The organism is Leptospiraceae bacterium (genome assembly GCA_025059995.1).
In the GTDB taxonomy this organism is placed as follows: domain Bacteria; phylum Spirochaetota; class Leptospiria; order Leptospirales; family Leptonemataceae; genus SKYB61.
In genome coordinates, this window is the sequence record JANXCF010000003.1 from 308,438 (window position 1) to 322,705 (window position 14,268).

Annotated in this window: 15 protein-coding genes; 4 read left to right on the top strand and 11 right to left on the bottom strand. The window is 35.9% G+C overall.

Going from position 1 to position 14,268, the window contains the following annotated elements:
- Window positions 1-7: 7 nt before the first annotated feature.
- On the top strand, window positions 8-772 hold the full coding sequence (locus NZ853_06000; GenBank protein ID MCS7205231.1) for a hypothetical protein: 765 nt from the start codon (window positions 8-10) through the stop codon (window positions 770-772).
- Window positions 756-1,118: a hypothetical protein gene (locus NZ853_06005; GenBank protein ID MCS7205232.1), complete on the top strand. Its 363-nt coding sequence runs from the start codon at window positions 756-758 to the stop codon at window positions 1,116-1,118. The genes NZ853_06000 and NZ853_06005 overlap by 17 nt, the downstream gene beginning before the upstream one ends.
- On the opposite strand, the gene rsfS is transcribed toward NZ853_06005, so the two are convergent.
- The 9 genes from rsfS to NZ853_06050 form a co-directional block, all read right to left on the bottom strand.
- Window positions 1,081-1,530, bottom strand: a complete 450-nt coding sequence (rsfS, locus tag NZ853_06010) for a ribosome silencing factor (GenBank protein MCS7205233.1) — start codon at window positions 1,528-1,530, stop codon at window positions 1,081-1,083. The genes NZ853_06005 and rsfS overlap by 38 nt on opposite strands.
- Window positions 1,527-2,639, bottom strand: a complete 1,113-nt coding sequence (locus NZ853_06015; protein MCS7205234.1) for a LytR C-terminal domain-containing protein — start codon at window positions 2,637-2,639, stop codon at window positions 1,527-1,529. The genes rsfS and NZ853_06015 overlap by 4 nt, the downstream gene beginning before the upstream one ends.
- A complete protein-coding gene (locus tag NZ853_06020) occupies window positions 2,632-4,761 on the bottom strand; it encodes a flagellar biosynthesis protein FlhA (GenBank protein MCS7205235.1) in 2,130 nt (709 codons plus the stop codon). The genes NZ853_06015 and NZ853_06020 overlap by 8 nt, the downstream gene beginning before the upstream one ends.
- 2 nt (window positions 4,762-4,763) lie before the next feature.
- Window positions 4,764-5,936, bottom strand: a complete 1,173-nt coding sequence (locus NZ853_06025) for an EscU/YscU/HrcU family type III secretion system export apparatus switch protein (protein ID MCS7205236.1) — start codon at window positions 5,934-5,936, stop codon at window positions 4,764-4,766.
- Complete coding sequence (gene fliR / locus NZ853_06030) at window positions 5,911-6,729, bottom strand: flagellar biosynthetic protein FliR (protein MCS7205237.1); 819 nt, start codon at window positions 6,727-6,729, stop codon at window positions 5,911-5,913. Before fliR ends, NZ853_06025 begins: the two co-directional genes overlap by 26 nt.
- 2 nt (window positions 6,730-6,731) lie before the next feature.
- Complete coding sequence (fliQ, locus tag NZ853_06035; protein MCS7205238.1) at window positions 6,732-6,995, bottom strand: flagellar biosynthesis protein FliQ; 264 nt, start codon at window positions 6,993-6,995, stop codon at window positions 6,732-6,734.
- A 9-nt stretch (window positions 6,996-7,004) separates the two neighbouring features.
- Window positions 7,005-7,781: a flagellar type III secretion system pore protein FliP gene (gene fliP, locus NZ853_06040; protein MCS7205239.1), complete on the bottom strand. Its 777-nt coding sequence runs from the start codon at window positions 7,779-7,781 to the stop codon at window positions 7,005-7,007.
- Entirely contained in the window at window positions 7,778-8,500 is a 723-nt protein-coding gene (locus NZ853_06045) for a flagellar biosynthetic protein FliO (GenBank protein ID MCS7205240.1), read from the bottom strand. Before NZ853_06045 ends, fliP begins: the two co-directional genes overlap by 4 nt.
- Window positions 8,501-8,607: 107 nt before the next feature.
- Window positions 8,608-9,075, bottom strand: coding sequence for an RpiB/LacA/LacB family sugar-phosphate isomerase (locus NZ853_06050; GenBank protein ID MCS7205241.1), 468 nt, complete (start codon window positions 9,073-9,075; stop codon window positions 8,608-8,610).
- 113 nt (window positions 9,076-9,188) lie between these two features.
- On the opposite strand from NZ853_06050, the gene NZ853_06055 reads away from it, so the two are divergent.
- Window positions 9,189-9,896: a TetR/AcrR family transcriptional regulator gene (locus tag NZ853_06055; protein MCS7205242.1), complete on the top strand. Its 708-nt coding sequence runs from the start codon at window positions 9,189-9,191 to the stop codon at window positions 9,894-9,896.
- On the opposite strand, the gene NZ853_06060 is transcribed toward NZ853_06055, so the two are convergent.
- Window positions 9,893-11,188: a UvrD-helicase domain-containing protein gene (locus NZ853_06060; protein MCS7205243.1), complete on the bottom strand. Its 1,296-nt coding sequence runs from the start codon at window positions 11,186-11,188 to the stop codon at window positions 9,893-9,895. The genes NZ853_06055 and NZ853_06060 overlap by 4 nt on opposite strands.
- An 89-nt stretch (window positions 11,189-11,277) precedes the next feature.
- On the opposite strand from NZ853_06060, the gene NZ853_06065 reads away from it, so the two are divergent.
- Window positions 11,278-11,616: a single-stranded DNA-binding protein gene (locus tag NZ853_06065; GenBank protein MCS7205244.1), complete on the top strand. Its 339-nt coding sequence runs from the start codon at window positions 11,278-11,280 to the stop codon at window positions 11,614-11,616.
- Between the two features lie 23 nt (window positions 11,617-11,639).
- On the opposite strand, the gene NZ853_06070 is transcribed toward NZ853_06065, so the two are convergent.
- Window positions 11,640-14,246, bottom strand: coding sequence for a TIGR03960 family B12-binding radical SAM protein (locus NZ853_06070; protein ID MCS7205245.1), 2,607 nt, complete (start codon window positions 14,244-14,246; stop codon window positions 11,640-11,642).
- Window positions 14,247-14,268: the final 22 nt, after the last annotated feature.

Consider the following 14,268-nt stretch of genomic DNA (forward strand, 5'->3'; position numbering starts at 1 on the left):
GGTTGCTATGAATTTGATTATTTCTTTTGGGAATTTTCTTTTTCGGTGGCGAGATCCTCTTTTTAGTTTGTTTTTTTTGGGAAGCCTTTATGCGTTAACCATCAAAAGTGATTTTTTTTTATTAAAGTCTTTCGGTGGCTTAGAACATGACTATTTTTTTTCTTTTTTGGGATTGATTTTAATTTTGAAAGGCTTGGTATTTCGAACCCTTGTGATTGGTTTTATCTATATCAAAAGAGCGGGAATGAGAAAACAAATCCATGCAGAACAACTCCATAAAGAAGGCTTTTTTGCCCATAGCCGAAATCCCTTGTATCTGGGAAACTTGCTTATCATCACGGGAGGTGTATTTTCGTTTAATTCGTATCTTCATTGGTTTTTGATACTTCCTTTTTTTTATTTTGTTTACTATGCCATCATCAAAGCAGAAGAAGATTATCTGACAAAAAAATTTCAAAATGAATACCTTGAATACAAAAAACAAGTTCCCATGCTAATTTTAGGAAATTGGAAAGCATTCCCTAGTTCTTTTAGCAACTTAAGATTTTCCCTCAAGAGAGCTCTTCGCATCGAACATTCGGTCCACTCGTATGTTTTGTTTACTTTTGTTTTGATCAATATTTTTAAATTTCATTTTCGGTATGATTTTTCTTGGGAGTCGTTTTTGATCAAAGCTTTACTTTTCACTGGTGGGTTGATCTTATTTTATCAAGTTCTTCTCTTTCTCCTAAAGAAATTTCGATTTTTGGAAGATCATGAGAAACCTTCGTAACCTTACTAAAGAAGATATTTTTTTATTGGTTTTTAGTTCTTTCCTATTGATTCTTTTTGTTGGAGGTATTATCAAAAACACTATGGAACAATCTAAAAGTGAGAAGCTTGATCTGAATATTGTTTTTTCTCTTGTTTTGCTGGTTTTTTTGAGTTTGTTCCAAGTAATGGGAGTTTTATCTGTTTTTTGGGAAAAGCATGCCAGAAAATTAAAAAAAATTTATGGTATTAGTTTGATGTCTTTTTTTGTTTTTCTTCCTTTTAGTCTTTATGTTTCGATTTGGTTGTCGTTGGTTATTTATGGAATTTCTACCATTGGAATTGTTTTGTATCAGAAGTATAAATGATTTCTGAGTCCCCCCAAAGTTTTTCCAAGTTATAATAACTTCTTTGTTCTGGCATAAAAAGATGAACAATGACATCAACAAAATCAAAGATCAACCAACCTGATTGTGCATCTTGGGTTTTTGAGTTTTTTTCTGGCATATAGTCGAAAAACTTTTTTTGAAATTCCTTTGCCACCATTCCTAACTGAAGATAGGAATTTGCAGATGCGATGATAAAAATCCCAAAATAAGGATTAACTATTTCTAAGTTCATCACGATGATGTTTTGCATTTTCTTATCATCCAAGAAATTGACGATTTCTTCCACCAATTTACGAACTTCTTGTTTTTCGGAAACTTTTAGGAATTTTTGTTCGATTTGCTCTATTTTTTGGGGTTTTGGTTTTAACTTTCTTTTTCTTCGAATACTCATTTCCTTATGAATTTATTCATTTCGAAATCTTTTCCTAAAATCAAAGACAATCCCACTTCTCTAGTTCTTTTATAAAAATAAATCCTTTTTTCGTCTATGTTTAAAATTTTTCTTATTTCTTTGATAAATAAAGAATTTCCGTTATTATTAACCAATATTGTTTCTTCTAATGGAAAAGGGAAATTCTCCGTTGCCATGACTTTATATTTTTGGGAATCAATGATGGATTTTAAGCGATTAGCTAAGCGATTGACTTCACTGGCATTGAGAATTTCTAATGTGACTTCAATCTCGTTTTGAGTTTTGATGTTTTCTACGACTGATTCATAAACTTCTTTGGATTTCTCGAGATTTAGCACCAATTCTTTTTCGTTGGTTTGATGGTTTGACACCACCATCAACGGAAACTCCACCACCAAAAAATCATAACTTGCCAAAGTAAAGAAAAGTTTTCTCAAATCATCGATATGGATTTCACTTTTGAGGATATTGTGAAGAACCTTAATTTGGTTATCTTTTTCGAAAATGGTTCTTTTATCACGGAGCTGGTACAAAAAATTAAGAAGAAATGTCTCGAATCGAAAATGTCGGTTTTGGGAAGCAATATAGTAATTCCCCCTTTCGTAGGTTTCCAAAGAAACTAAATAGTCCTTCAGATAGTCACTGTAAAACCTACTCTTTCCCTCGAGAAAGAAATGGTCCGATTCTAAAAATTGCAATCTTTGAATAAGAAAGAGTTCCAAACCTTCAAGAAAATCAATCATTTGTTCAAATTGTTGGTCCTTTAAGTGTATCCTACTATTGGGATTTTTCTGTGTGATTTTTTTGAATACTTCGATCTTTTCTTCCCATGATTGGGTTTTGTATTCTTCAAATCGTATGTTTTCTGAAAGAATGTCCTTTTCTTTGACTACATACGAATCAGGATTGAAAAAAAGCAAAAGGGTTAATTCTTTTTCGGGAATGAAAATCCAACGGCTAAAGTTATAATAATTTCCTAAAGTCACAACAAAATCCAAATGGATTTCTTTTTCGAAATAGTCCTCCTTCGAACAACTCAACAAAAGAAAAATGATTATGAAATAAAATTTATAAATTTTCTTAAACAAGTTCACTTTCAAAGTGCTCCAAGGAAATATCCGAATATCTTTCTAATTTGATTTCAGGTGGGATTTCTTCATGAGCAATCACAGCAAAATTCTTTGTTGGGAATAATCGCTCCAAAATATAAAATAACCCAGCTCTTGTGGTTCTACTTGTGATGAAAACAGGATAAACATTGTCTTTATTGGCTTTTTGGTATTCTCTTGCTAAAAGCTGCTGGAGTCTGATCTGAAACTCAGGATTCAATGCCAGAATGAAGCCTTCATCGGGATCCTTGTGGATGCCTTCTCTGAGTTTTTGATCCAAATCGGGATGGATAATGATGGCTTTTAGGGTTTTGGTTTGATCTACATATTCTGATACAATTTGCCTTCGTATGGATTGCCTTACGGCTTCAGTAAGAAGAAAAGGATCTCGAGCAACTTTTTCCCAATTAGTGGAAATTGCCTCTAAGATTTTCACTACGTTTTTGATGGATACGTTTTCTCTAAGTAGGTTTTGGAACACCTGCTGGATGATATCCAATCCGATCTTTTTTTCATTGAGGATTTCGTCCACAATCACAGAATTGTCTTCTCGAACTTTATCCAAGATGTTTTTGATTTCTTGTCTTCCTAAGATTTCGTGGCTGTTTTGTTGGATGATTGAAGATAAATGGGTTGCAATCACAGTTGAAGGATCCACAACATCATAACCCAAATCCTCAGCCTCATTCTTACGTGATGGTTCTATCCAATAAGAACGGAGCTGATACGTGGGTTCTCGAATCTCTACGGCATTGGGGATAGGTCCTTTGGTTTTACCTGTATCGATAGCTAAAAGCTTTTCGGGTTCCACTTTTGCCGTGGAAATCAAACTGCCATGAAGTCGAATGGCATACTCATCGGGTTCTAGGTTCATATTGTCGCGAATCCTCACAGGAGGAACAATGAGTCCTAAATCCATAGCATATCTTCTTCGAAGCCTTGAGATTTGATCTAAGAGGGTTCCTCCACTTTTGGGATCCACTAATGGGATTAAATTATACCCCACTTCAATTTCTAAAGGTTCTGATTTTAGGTGTTCTAGATAGGTTTCGGGTTTTCTTTCTTCTTCTGCCTTTTGTTTTTGGATTTCTTGGATTTCTTTTTCTTTTTGGAGCTTAATGGCTCTCTCCATTCGATAAGCCAAATAAATCAAGCCACCCCCCAGAAGAAAAAGCGTGATCATGGGGAAACCAGGAATCAAGCCCGCAAGTATCAAGAAGAAACCCGTTAAGTAAAGTAAATTTGCATTGCTAAATAATTGTTTTTGGAGTTCTTGGGGTAGAGAATCCTCACCTGAAGATCTCGCCACTACCACACCCGTTGCTGTAGAAATCAACAAAGCGGGGATTTGGGATACCAAACCATCACCAATCGTAAATCTTGTATAAACTTCTAAGGCTTCGTTAAAACTCAAATTCTGTATGGTAAGCCCAATGATCATTCCACCAATGATATTGATAGCCGTTATGACTAATCCTAAACGGACATCACCCTGGACAAATTTCGAGGCACCATCCATAGCTCCATAGAAATTCATTTCTTGTTGTAGAGCTAATCTTCTTCGTCGGGCTTCTGCTTCGTCAATATAGCCAGCACTCAAATCTGCATCAATTGCCATTTGCTTCCCAGGCATGGAATCCAAAGCAAATCTTGCTGCGACTTCAGAAACCCTCGTTGCTCCCCTTGTTATCACGATCACTTGCACCAACGTCAAAATCAAGAAGATGATGATTCCCACTACCAAAGAAAAGGTGCCTCCACCACCTCCAATCACGAATGAACCGAAAGCATCAATGAGAGCTGAATCAGCTGCGGGACCTTTGGTTAAAATCAGTCTTGTTGTGGAAATGTTGAGGGCGATACGATAAATGGTGGTAATCAACAACAACGTAGGGAAAGAACTAAAATCCGCAGGTTTCGTAATGCTAAGAGAAGTAAGTAAAATCAAGATCGAAGAAAATAAACTCACAGCAATCAAAGCATCTAAAAAACCTCCAGGAAGGGGAATGATAATCAAGGCAATGATAAAAATGATCCCAAAACCTAAGATGGAATCTCCACTTGCTATGTATTTACGAATCAAAGCAATATAATCTGTCATAATTACTTACCTATCAGTTTTCTGAATTTCTCAAGTTTTTGATAAATCAAAACAACAGCTCGATAAAATTCTTGGGGGATTTCTTGTCCAATCTCAACACGATGATATAATTCCCTTGCTAAGGGAGGGTTTTCTTCGATGGGAATGTTGTTTTCTCGAGCAACTACTTTCATCAACAAAGCAATGGAGTCTTTTCCCTTTGCTATGACTTTTGGGGCATGATCCAAAGGATAGTTATATTGTAATGCCACCGCATAATGGGTTGGGTTTGTAATCACCACATCTGCCTCTTTGACTTTTCTCAGAGAAGCTCGGTCCTTGAGGATCTCCAGTGCTCGCTCCCTTTGCCTTTTACGGATTAGGGGATCTCCAATTTCTTCTTTGATCTCTTGTCTGACTTCGGATATGGTCATTTTTAAACTTTCGATATATTCATATCTTTGATAGAAATAATCCAAAATCGCTATGATCAATAGAAAGATACCAGTGATGATCAATACTTTAAGAGTGACAATCCCAAAAATGGAGATGGCTTTTTGCAAATCTGTGTTTGAAGATTTCAGCATGGGAATAAGATCATCTTGGATGATGATGTATGTAATCAAAATCACTAATAAAACTTGAGCAATGGTTTTGAGAAGTCCAATGAGGTTCCTTCTTGTTGGAAGTATTCTACGAAAATCAGGAAAGATTCGTTGGAACTGGAATTCTAAAGGTCTGAGGGTAAACAAAAATCCAACTTGAACCACATTCCCCACAATCCCCAAAAGAAAAGAAGCCAAAACCATGGGAAAAACAATCTTTCCTGCATTCCAGAAAAAACCCCATAAAAATTCTCTTGCATCTTCTACGTCAAAATTCTGGATCTCGGATATTTTTTGGAAAGATACTCGAAAGAGCTCGGAGATTTGGTGCACAAAATAAGTCGAAAGTAAAAACAAGACAAATGTAGTTCCTAACAGGATTAAGGCGGATGGGATTTCATTGGTGCGGGGAATATTCCCTTTCTCTCTTTCTTCTCTTTTTCTACGTTCGGTAGGTTCTTCGGTTCTTCCTTCGTCTTCTGCGGCAAATCTTTGAAAATCAATATCATCTAAAACAAAATCCTTATGTAAAATCTCCCAAAGTGTGAGTTCTAAATAATTAGGTTTAGCGATTGACTTTGGGAATGTCATGGAACATCTCCCCCAAAAATTGCAAAGCAATGATAAAAGAGTCCTTCATGATGGAAATCATCACAGGTATGATTAGAATAAACACAATCAAGCCAACAATAATATTGAATTGTAAACCCAAATTCAAAAGATTGAACTGAGGTGAGGCTTTATTGATCACCCCCAGAGCTACAGAAGTAATAAACAAAATCCCCACCAAGGGAAGTCCTAACTTCAAGGAAGTCAAAAACATGATACCAAAGGCCTGATCCAAAGAATTCAGAAAGCCACCTAAGGTTTGCGTATCAAATTGTAGGGTCGGCAATGCAGAAAACGAATAATACAATGCACGAATCACATGTAAATAGGTAGGTAAATAATAACCATCTAACTCAAAATCAACGGTCAAAAAAAGTAAAATCCCCAAAAGGTTTTTCAAAGTTCCAATAATGGGCAAAGAGACTTGAGATTGTGGATCCAACACTTCTGAAAAAGATATCCCCATCTGTATGCTTAAAAACTCACCCGTCATGATGAAAGCGGAAAAAATCACAAGTATCATAAATCCAATCATGAAACCAATGAAAAACTGAGTAAAAAACTCCAACAGATAAGCATAGAAGTTTTCAAACGAAGTTTTGGGAAGATGGAACGAAACCAAAGGGAAAAACAAAAATGAAAGAAAAACAGCAATACTCACTCGAAAGCGATAGGGGATGTTCTCTGACGAAATCACAGGCAAAACAAAAACAATCCCCATAATCCGAGAAAAAATCAAAAGTAAACTCCAAAAACCTTTGAAAAAAGGCTCCATCCTCAAAATCGAATGATCAGATTAAAAAGTTCAATAGTAAAATCCACAATCGTATGGATGATATACGTAGAAAACAAAATTAGCGCAATAAATACTGCAAAGAGCTTCGGCACAAAGGTAAGGGTTTGTTCTTGAATGGCTGTGGTCGTTTGCAAGATAGAAATCACCAGCCCTGTGATTAAACTCAAAATCAAAATGGGGGCAGAGATCTTTAATGTAACGATCAACGTATCGTAAGTTAGTTTTAAGATATCGGTTTCTGTCATTTTCATCTCCTAAAAGTAGGATTGAACCAGATTGTAAGTAATCAAATGCCAACCGTCAACAAGAATAAAGAGTATGATTTTGAAGGGTAGAGAAATGATGGCAGGTGGTAACATGATCATTCCCATCGACATCAAGGTGGAAGAAATAACAATATCGATAATGATAAAAGGAATGAAAATCAAAACGCCAATAATGAATGCTTTTTTCATTTCTGAAAGCATAAAGGCAGGCACCACAATATAAGTATCGATATCATCTAATTTTTGGATTTGAGAAATATCTTTCCCCGCCAATTTAACAAACAAAGCGATTTCTTTTCCCCCATCTTTTCCAATTTGTTTGATCATGAATTTTCGGAAGGGCTCAATCCCTCTATCGAGGAACTCTGTGGTTGATAATTCGTTTCTTAAATAGGGTTCGAGAGCTCTTTCATTGAATTCTCTGAAAGTAGGTGCCATGATGAAGAACGTCAAAAACAATGCTAAGCTAAATAGCACTTGGTTTGGAGGCATGTTTTGCAATGCCAGAGCTCTACGGACAAAATCCAGAACAATCACAATCTTGGTATAAGAAGTCATCATCATGATCAAAGCAGGAGCCAAGCTCAAAATAGAAACCAGTAAAATCAACATCAAAGAAGTAGAAGCCTCTTGTCCGTTTCTTGCAGCTCTTACACCTTCTATCACAGGGATCGTTAGGTTGGGAATTTCTTGAGCAAATAATTCACTAACAAAAAACAAAATTACGACAAAAGTAAATGGAAGAATTTTTTTTATCTTTCTCATATCTCGCTTTCTTTGAAGCGTTTTAACTGATCTTGTTGGATTCGAAGAAGTTCTTCGAATTCTTTAAGAGTGATTTCATCATTTTTCTTATTGGTCAGTTCTGCATAAAAGCTTCGTTGTGGATTCTTCTGGGAATGCCACAATTGAAAAGTTTGAAAAAAATTCTCCCTAAAGAAAGTTTTCCACTGATTCTCATACGCTCTTCTTTTTTGTTGATAGTCTTGATACCAAAGACGAATTTTTTCGGCAACGATGCTGTTTTCTACCACCTGCACTAATTGAATCGAGTTTTCGGAAATTCCCAAAATCACAATTTGACCGGCAATATCAACGATTTGCAGAAACTTCCCCGACATCAGGGGTATAGTTCCTAAGATTTGCACTGGAGAAGCCGTGTCTCCAACAATCCAATGCTTCTTTTTGAGATATTTGATTAAATAATAGAAAAAAAATCCAAAAATCCCGAGAACAAAAACAAATCGAAAAATCAAGCCAGCGACCGTGGGGGTTTCATCGAAAATGACGTTTGCCTGTGGGTTTTCATTGGGTGCTGGATTTAGAGTTCGCTGCGGATTTTGCATCTGGATTTCTTCCATCCAGCTCTTTTCTATTTCTTTGAGTTCCTGCTGAGGGTCCTTTTTTGAGACTTCTTGTGAATATAAATTCCCTATCAATATCAAAGAAAAAATAAGTAATACATAATTTTTTTTACTTTTCATTTTCACCTTTTGAGATTTGATTTGAGTGGAAACAAGATATGACTTTTTTCGATTTTCTTTCAACAACAAAATGAGCGTTAAGATGGATTTTTTTTCTAATTATTTGTTTAGATATCTTTGACAAATTTGCATTGTTTTTCTTCGATTTCTGCAATCCTTGCCATTTGGCGTTTATTCCATTCATCTTCGCTATAGGGTGTATCAAAAAATGCAGCAAGGATTTCTTTTGCTTTGAAGGGGGTTGTTAGTCGTAGGCTAAGTCCTAAGACATTCGCATGATTCCAAATTTTCGCTCCTTTTGCAGTTTCTGCATCAAAACACAAGGCAGCTCGAACTCCTTGAAATTTATTTGCAGCAAGGGTTGCACCAGTTCCGGTCCAACACATAACAATCCCAAAATCGACTTTCTTTTGAGCTACTAAACAAGCCACCTTTGCAGAAACAATTGGCCAATCCACAGAAGACTCACGCTTATCGGGTCCGTAGTATTCCACTTCATAACCACGATTTTTGCATTCATTGATCACAATTTCCACGACTTCAGCCCACTCATCACTTGAAATCGCCACCTTCATGAACTTCAAGTTCTCAAAATAACAAACTTCGTCAATCCCTAATCATAAAGAAAGAATTCCAATTTACAAAGAGAGAAAACAAAATAAATTATAAATAAAAAAAGAGGTGCTACATGGAAGAGGCAGTATCCCAAAATCAAAATAGAAATATAAATCAGATTGTATACAACACAATACACAATCGATTTCGTAGAGCTCGAACTGACGAAGCAAGAAACATACGAAAAAATGCACTTTTAGAGGCAGCAAAGCAGATTTTCTTTGAAAACGGTTATCGCAACACAACCATCAAAGACATAACTGATCGAGCTGGAGTCAGCATAGGAACGTTTTATCTATATTTTGATAACAAACTTACAATCTACAAAAACGTGTTGTTCGAAGGGATATTACAATTAGAAGAACACCTACGAAACTCAGTAAAATCTATCGATGTTGATACTGAAACTGCAGAAAAAATGATTCGTATCCTTGCTAAAGCCTATATTGAGTTCTACCAAAGAAACCCTGAATACTTCGACATCATAGCTGTGTTGAATCTAACAGAAGAAGAATTACGGGAAAATCACACCAAAATCAGCAAAGAAATCCACGTAAAAGCAAGAGACATCTTGAGGTTTATTGAATCAATCATTCGGTTAGGGAAACAAAAAAAGGAATTCAAAGTAGAAAACACTTCTGCGGCTGCCATAACCATCTGGAGTTTATTAGAAGGAATTTTGATCCTCAATCAGAGAAACAACTTGAGTTTACTTAAACAAGAATTAAATCCAATTTTGGATTTTGCAATAGATCGTTTTATCACGAGCCTGAAGGTTTAAATTCGTTGTTCTTTTTCTCTCGCTAAAAAAGCCTCAAGCTCTTGATGGCGTGAATTTTCTGTCTTTTTGAAAACCACTTTTCGAAAAATTTTTAATTCAATGCTTGTAGGATGATATTCGTATAAAATGATACACAAGTTTTTTGCTCTCGTGATTCCTACGTAGAGAACTCGGATTTCTTCGTCGGTTAAAAATTCCTCCCCACTCCATCCTTTTGCCAAATCCAAAAACACCACAGGAAACTCCAACCCTTTTGATTTATGGATGGTCATCACTTGTGAAAGAGGAACTCCATTTTGAAGCCAAAAATTTTTTCGATAATTACTTCGAACAAGAATCATGGCTTGGTAAGAAACCACATAATTCACGATTTTCTCTACGTCTTTGTGGGATTGGATCTCGAAAGACAAAACGGGATGTGGAGATTTTTGCTTTCGAATGGTTCTTACGATTTTGGGAATTTTTTTAGAAGAATACGAAATTACGTGATTCCCTAGTTTGACAATCGGTTCTAAACTTCGAAAATTCTCGTTAAGATAAAAGACTTTTGCATTATGAAAAAACTTTCTAAATTTCAAAAAAGGTTCCACAGTGGCTCCTCGAAATCCATAAATTGCCTGCCAATCATCTCCCACAACAAACAACTTCTTTGGCTGAAGTAAGGATAAAAAATACAGTTGTCTTGGGTCCGTGTCTTGAAATTCATCAACAATCACATTTTGATATGTTTCTTTTAGAATAGAAACCCATTCTTCTTGGTTCTTTAGTCCTTCCAATACGATTTCAATGAGGTCCTCGAATTCGAGAAAGTGGTTTTCTTTTTTGTAGTGCTGGATTTCTCGATACACCCATTCAAAGAGCTCTGGATGGTATTGCTTCAAGTGATTTAACTTTTTTACTATGATTTCATAGGGAATTCCCTTACTTTTCTTTGGGTCTGAAAGGATCAGGTTTTCGATAAACTTTTCTTTTTGCTCATCAAGTAGGATCCGAAATCCTGATTTTGATAATGTTGGATGATATTTTTTTATATAATGATAACAAAAGGCATGAAAGGTTCTGATTTCTACATGAGGATGATATACTTTCGGCAGCCGACTTCGTAATTCTCCACAAGCCTTTCGACTAAACGAAAGAAGTAATAAAAACTCATTCTCTTCAATGGATTTGATGGTATAGCCAATGACGGTTTTCGTCTTTCCACTCCCTGCAGCAGCTACAATCTGTTTATAAGGTGAGTCATCATGAATGATTTTCCACTGCTTTTTCGAGAAACTATTTTTTTCCAACATACATTTTGATTTGTCTTATTTTCCTCAAAATCTTTTGAAAAAAAATTCCTATTTTTGATATTTAAAACATAGATACCTAAGGAGGTGATATGGCGAGTTTAGCATACACGTTTGTTCGTGGTGTTATAGTAAAAGAACCTGAGCTCCGTATCGTTGGCGAAAACCAAAAAGTGGCAATCCTCACCCTTGCTGTAAATCATAGTAGAAAAAAAGAATCGGTGAGTTTTTTTTCCATAGAAGCATGGGGAAAAAACGCAGAGATTTGCAGCAAACATCTAAAAAAAGGAGCAAGAGTCACCATATTAGGGGATTTACGACAAGATCGATGGACTGACGATAAAGGAGAAATTCACTCCCGAACCAAAATCATTGCACGACAAATCCATTTAGAGTTTCAAACAAGAAAAATCCAAAAACAAGTTGCTTGAGGTCAGCATTCGCTGACCTTTTTTTATAACTTAATTACTCGAAGATAAACATTCCATTGAGATTTGGGAATCTCCAAGTTTTGAGTCACCAAATCAGAAAGAGAAATGAATTGTTCATTGGCTTCGGGTAAATGAAGATGAATGCCATATAACCAGTCCTTTTGATCAAAATAAAGTTTATGTTTGATTCTTTCTGAGTTGGGATAGGAATTTTTCAAATATTGAATAAAATCTTTTTGAGAGCACAACTCAAAATGAAGAATATTTATGATCTTTGGTTTTCCGTTGGATGAAAGGACTGCGTGTTGATTGTTTGAAAAAATTTGTAATATTTTTTTGTAAATATTTTCAAATAAAATTTGATCTCGAAACTCTAATCGATATGATACTTCTTTCGGTTTTTGATATTGTTTTACTACTTCTAAATTCATTAAAATTAAATCTTCTGGGAGATTGTTTTCGATTTCTTCGAAGTATTTTGACAATGCTTCTTGATGAAGGTTTTTATAACTATGAAGATAGAGTTCTTCTTTTAGAGAATGCACATAAAGAGGAAGGGAATTTGTTGTATGAAGTTTCTCGGTTTTGTTAAAACCACTGGTAAAGGTCATGGGGAACTTTGCACGCCTTAGGGCTTTTCGAAAAACTTCTACCGTATCCAAATGGCTTATATAAACAAAATCCCTGATTTTTGCATAAGTAAGCTTCACAAGGGACTTGGATACCATTTTCTCTTTTGGGATTGAAACCTTCTTGAAGAGTTCTGGCGGATATTTTGATGGATCTAATAATTCTCTTTTTACTGGGTTGATGTTTTCTTCTGTGATGGCCTCGAACTTCTCATAATCTCGAAGTAATTTTTCGATAGGAAAACCATCGACAACATCTTCCCACGGCATGGGAGTTCCTGGATGTTTTTTCCCCAGCCATAGAGTTTTCAGAGAAACTGGGATTTCTTCCATGATTTCACGCCAGATGTCTTCTCGAAAACCATCGTCCCAAGAATCAAACTTAGCTCCTTTTTGGTAAGCCTTCAAAAGATATTCTCCTACTCTGTGATCACCTCGTGATAATAGTCCTTCTATATATGCCATCCATGGGGAAGGATGACGAACCCATACTCTTTTCGAACGAACTTCGTTTTTGATTCTTTGGATGGCTTCCTCGAAGTATTCGGGGGGTTTTTGTTCTTCCCACTGAAACGTAGTAAAGGGTTTGGGAACAAATAAAGAAACTGTGACATTTACTTTTTTTCGCTTTCCGTGTTCTTCTGCGAGTTTGCCTAGAGCATTTAGCGATCGAATCAAATCATCGACTTCTCTATTTCGCGAATCAGGAAGTCCCAACATAAAATAAACTTTTACTAAATCCCATCCTTTTTGGTAAACCAAACTTATCAAATAGTGAAGATTCTCTTCTGAGACTTTTTTGTGAATCTTTTCCCGTAAAAACTCTGAACCTGCCTCCAATGCGAAAGTAATATTCGACTTTCGAATATCTGAAGTCATTTCCAAAATGGGAATGGTATTTACTTGAACACGAAGACTGGGAAGAGACAAAGAAACCCCCTCAGGACCGTAACGTTTTGCCAAACCAATCACTAAATCCTCTAACCAAGGATAATTAGCAATGGATAAAGAATGAAGAGTCAAAACGTTGTTTCCGGTTTTTCTAAGTAATTTCCCTGCAATTTCAATCAAGCGTTCGACTGCCACGTTCCTAACGGGTCTCTTCCAAAATCCTGCATGACAGAACCGACAACCTTGACCACAACCGCGATTAACTTCCAACACAGTTCGATCTTGGGTGATTTCAATGTTAGGAATCACAATATGCTCTAAATTTGCAAACTCCTCACTACGATAGGTTCTTTTTTGAACCCTTTTTCCCAAATAAGTAGGATAACCACTGGGATTTTCAATCACTTGGTAAAACTCAGGTATTACCAACCCTTCGACATTTTGTAAATCTTTTAAGATTTCTTTTCGGGGTTTTTTTTGCTTTTTGCCGTTTTCAATCACTTTTACTATTTCTATGATGGCTTCTTCTCCATCCCCCATAAAGACACCATCCACAAAATCAAACAAAGGGAGAGGATTCGAAACCGCTGTTCCACCACAAATAATGAAAGGATCATGGTGTCTTCGTTGGCTTCTCAACAAAGGGATGTGAGCTAAATCCAAAGCATACAAAATATTCGTAAAATTCAATTCATGGGCAACATTAAACCCCCAAACATCAAAACTTGTGATTTTTAAAAAATGATCTAAAGAATAAAGTGGGATTTCATATTCTTTCAAAAGAGCTCCAAAATCACTCCAGGGCAAAAACACTCGATCACAAAAAAATCCATTTCTATGAAGTTGATCATAAAGTATTTTTAAACCTTCATTTGACATACCCAGCTCATAAACATCAGGATAGCTCAATACTACTTTAACAAAATGATCTTCAGGATGTTTTTTAGGAATGCCAAACTCAGCTCCAATGTATCTTCCAGGCTTTTGAACCTTTTGCAAAAGTTCATAAATCAATTTCTTATCAACTCTCTCTAGCTTGGGATCGAAAGGAAGTGAAGTTCTCGTAGAAATATCAAGAATATCCTGAGAATACAAATTAGACACTGTCATATCGACTATTTAAAGAAATAGT

What these genes read in the sequence shown, in the direction of transcription:
- NZ853_06065 (MCS7205244.1), top strand. Translation starts at nt 11,278, where the DNA reads ATGGCGAGTTTAGCATACACGTTTGTTCGTGGTGTTATAGTAAAAGAA.
- NZ853_06070 (MCS7205245.1), bottom strand. Translation starts at nt 14,246, where the DNA reads ATGACAGTGTCTAATTTGTATTCTCAGGATATTCTTGATATTTCTACG.
- NZ853_06055 (MCS7205242.1), top strand. Translation starts at nt 9,189, where the DNA reads ATGGAAGAGGCAGTATCCCAAAATCAAAATAGAAATATAAATCAGATT.
- NZ853_06000 (MCS7205231.1), top strand. Translation starts at nt 8, where the DNA reads ATGAATTTGATTATTTCTTTTGGGAATTTTCTTTTTCGGTGGCGAGAT.
- NZ853_06060 (MCS7205243.1), bottom strand. Translation starts at nt 11,188, where the DNA reads ATGTTGGAAAAAAATAGTTTCTCGAAAAAGCAGTGGAAAATCATTCAT.
- NZ853_06045 (MCS7205240.1), bottom strand. Translation starts at nt 8,500, where the DNA reads ATGAAAAGTAAAAAAAATTATGTATTACTTATTTTTTCTTTGATATTG.
- NZ853_06050 (MCS7205241.1), bottom strand. Translation starts at nt 9,075, where the DNA reads ATGAAGGTGGCGATTTCAAGTGATGAGTGGGCTGAAGTCGTGGAAATT.
- rsfS (MCS7205233.1), bottom strand. Translation starts at nt 1,530, where the DNA reads ATGAGTATTCGAAGAAAAAGAAAGTTAAAACCAAAACCCCAAAAAATA.
- NZ853_06020 (MCS7205235.1), bottom strand. Translation starts at nt 4,761, where the DNA reads ATGACAGATTATATTGCTTTGATTCGTAAATACATAGCAAGTGGAGAT.
- fliR (MCS7205237.1), bottom strand. Translation starts at nt 6,729, where the DNA reads ATGGAGCCTTTTTTCAAAGGTTTTTGGAGTTTACTTTTGATTTTTTCT.
- NZ853_06025 (MCS7205236.1), bottom strand. Translation starts at nt 5,936, where the DNA reads ATGACATTCCCAAAGTCAATCGCTAAACCTAATTATTTAGAACTCACA.
- fliP (MCS7205239.1), bottom strand. Translation starts at nt 7,781, where the DNA reads ATGAGAAAGATAAAAAAAATTCTTCCATTTACTTTTGTCGTAATTTTG.
- NZ853_06005 (MCS7205232.1), top strand. Translation starts at nt 756, where the DNA reads ATGAGAAACCTTCGTAACCTTACTAAAGAAGATATTTTTTTATTGGTT.
- fliQ (MCS7205238.1), bottom strand. Translation starts at nt 6,995, where the DNA reads ATGACAGAAACCGATATCTTAAAACTAACTTACGATACGTTGATCGTT.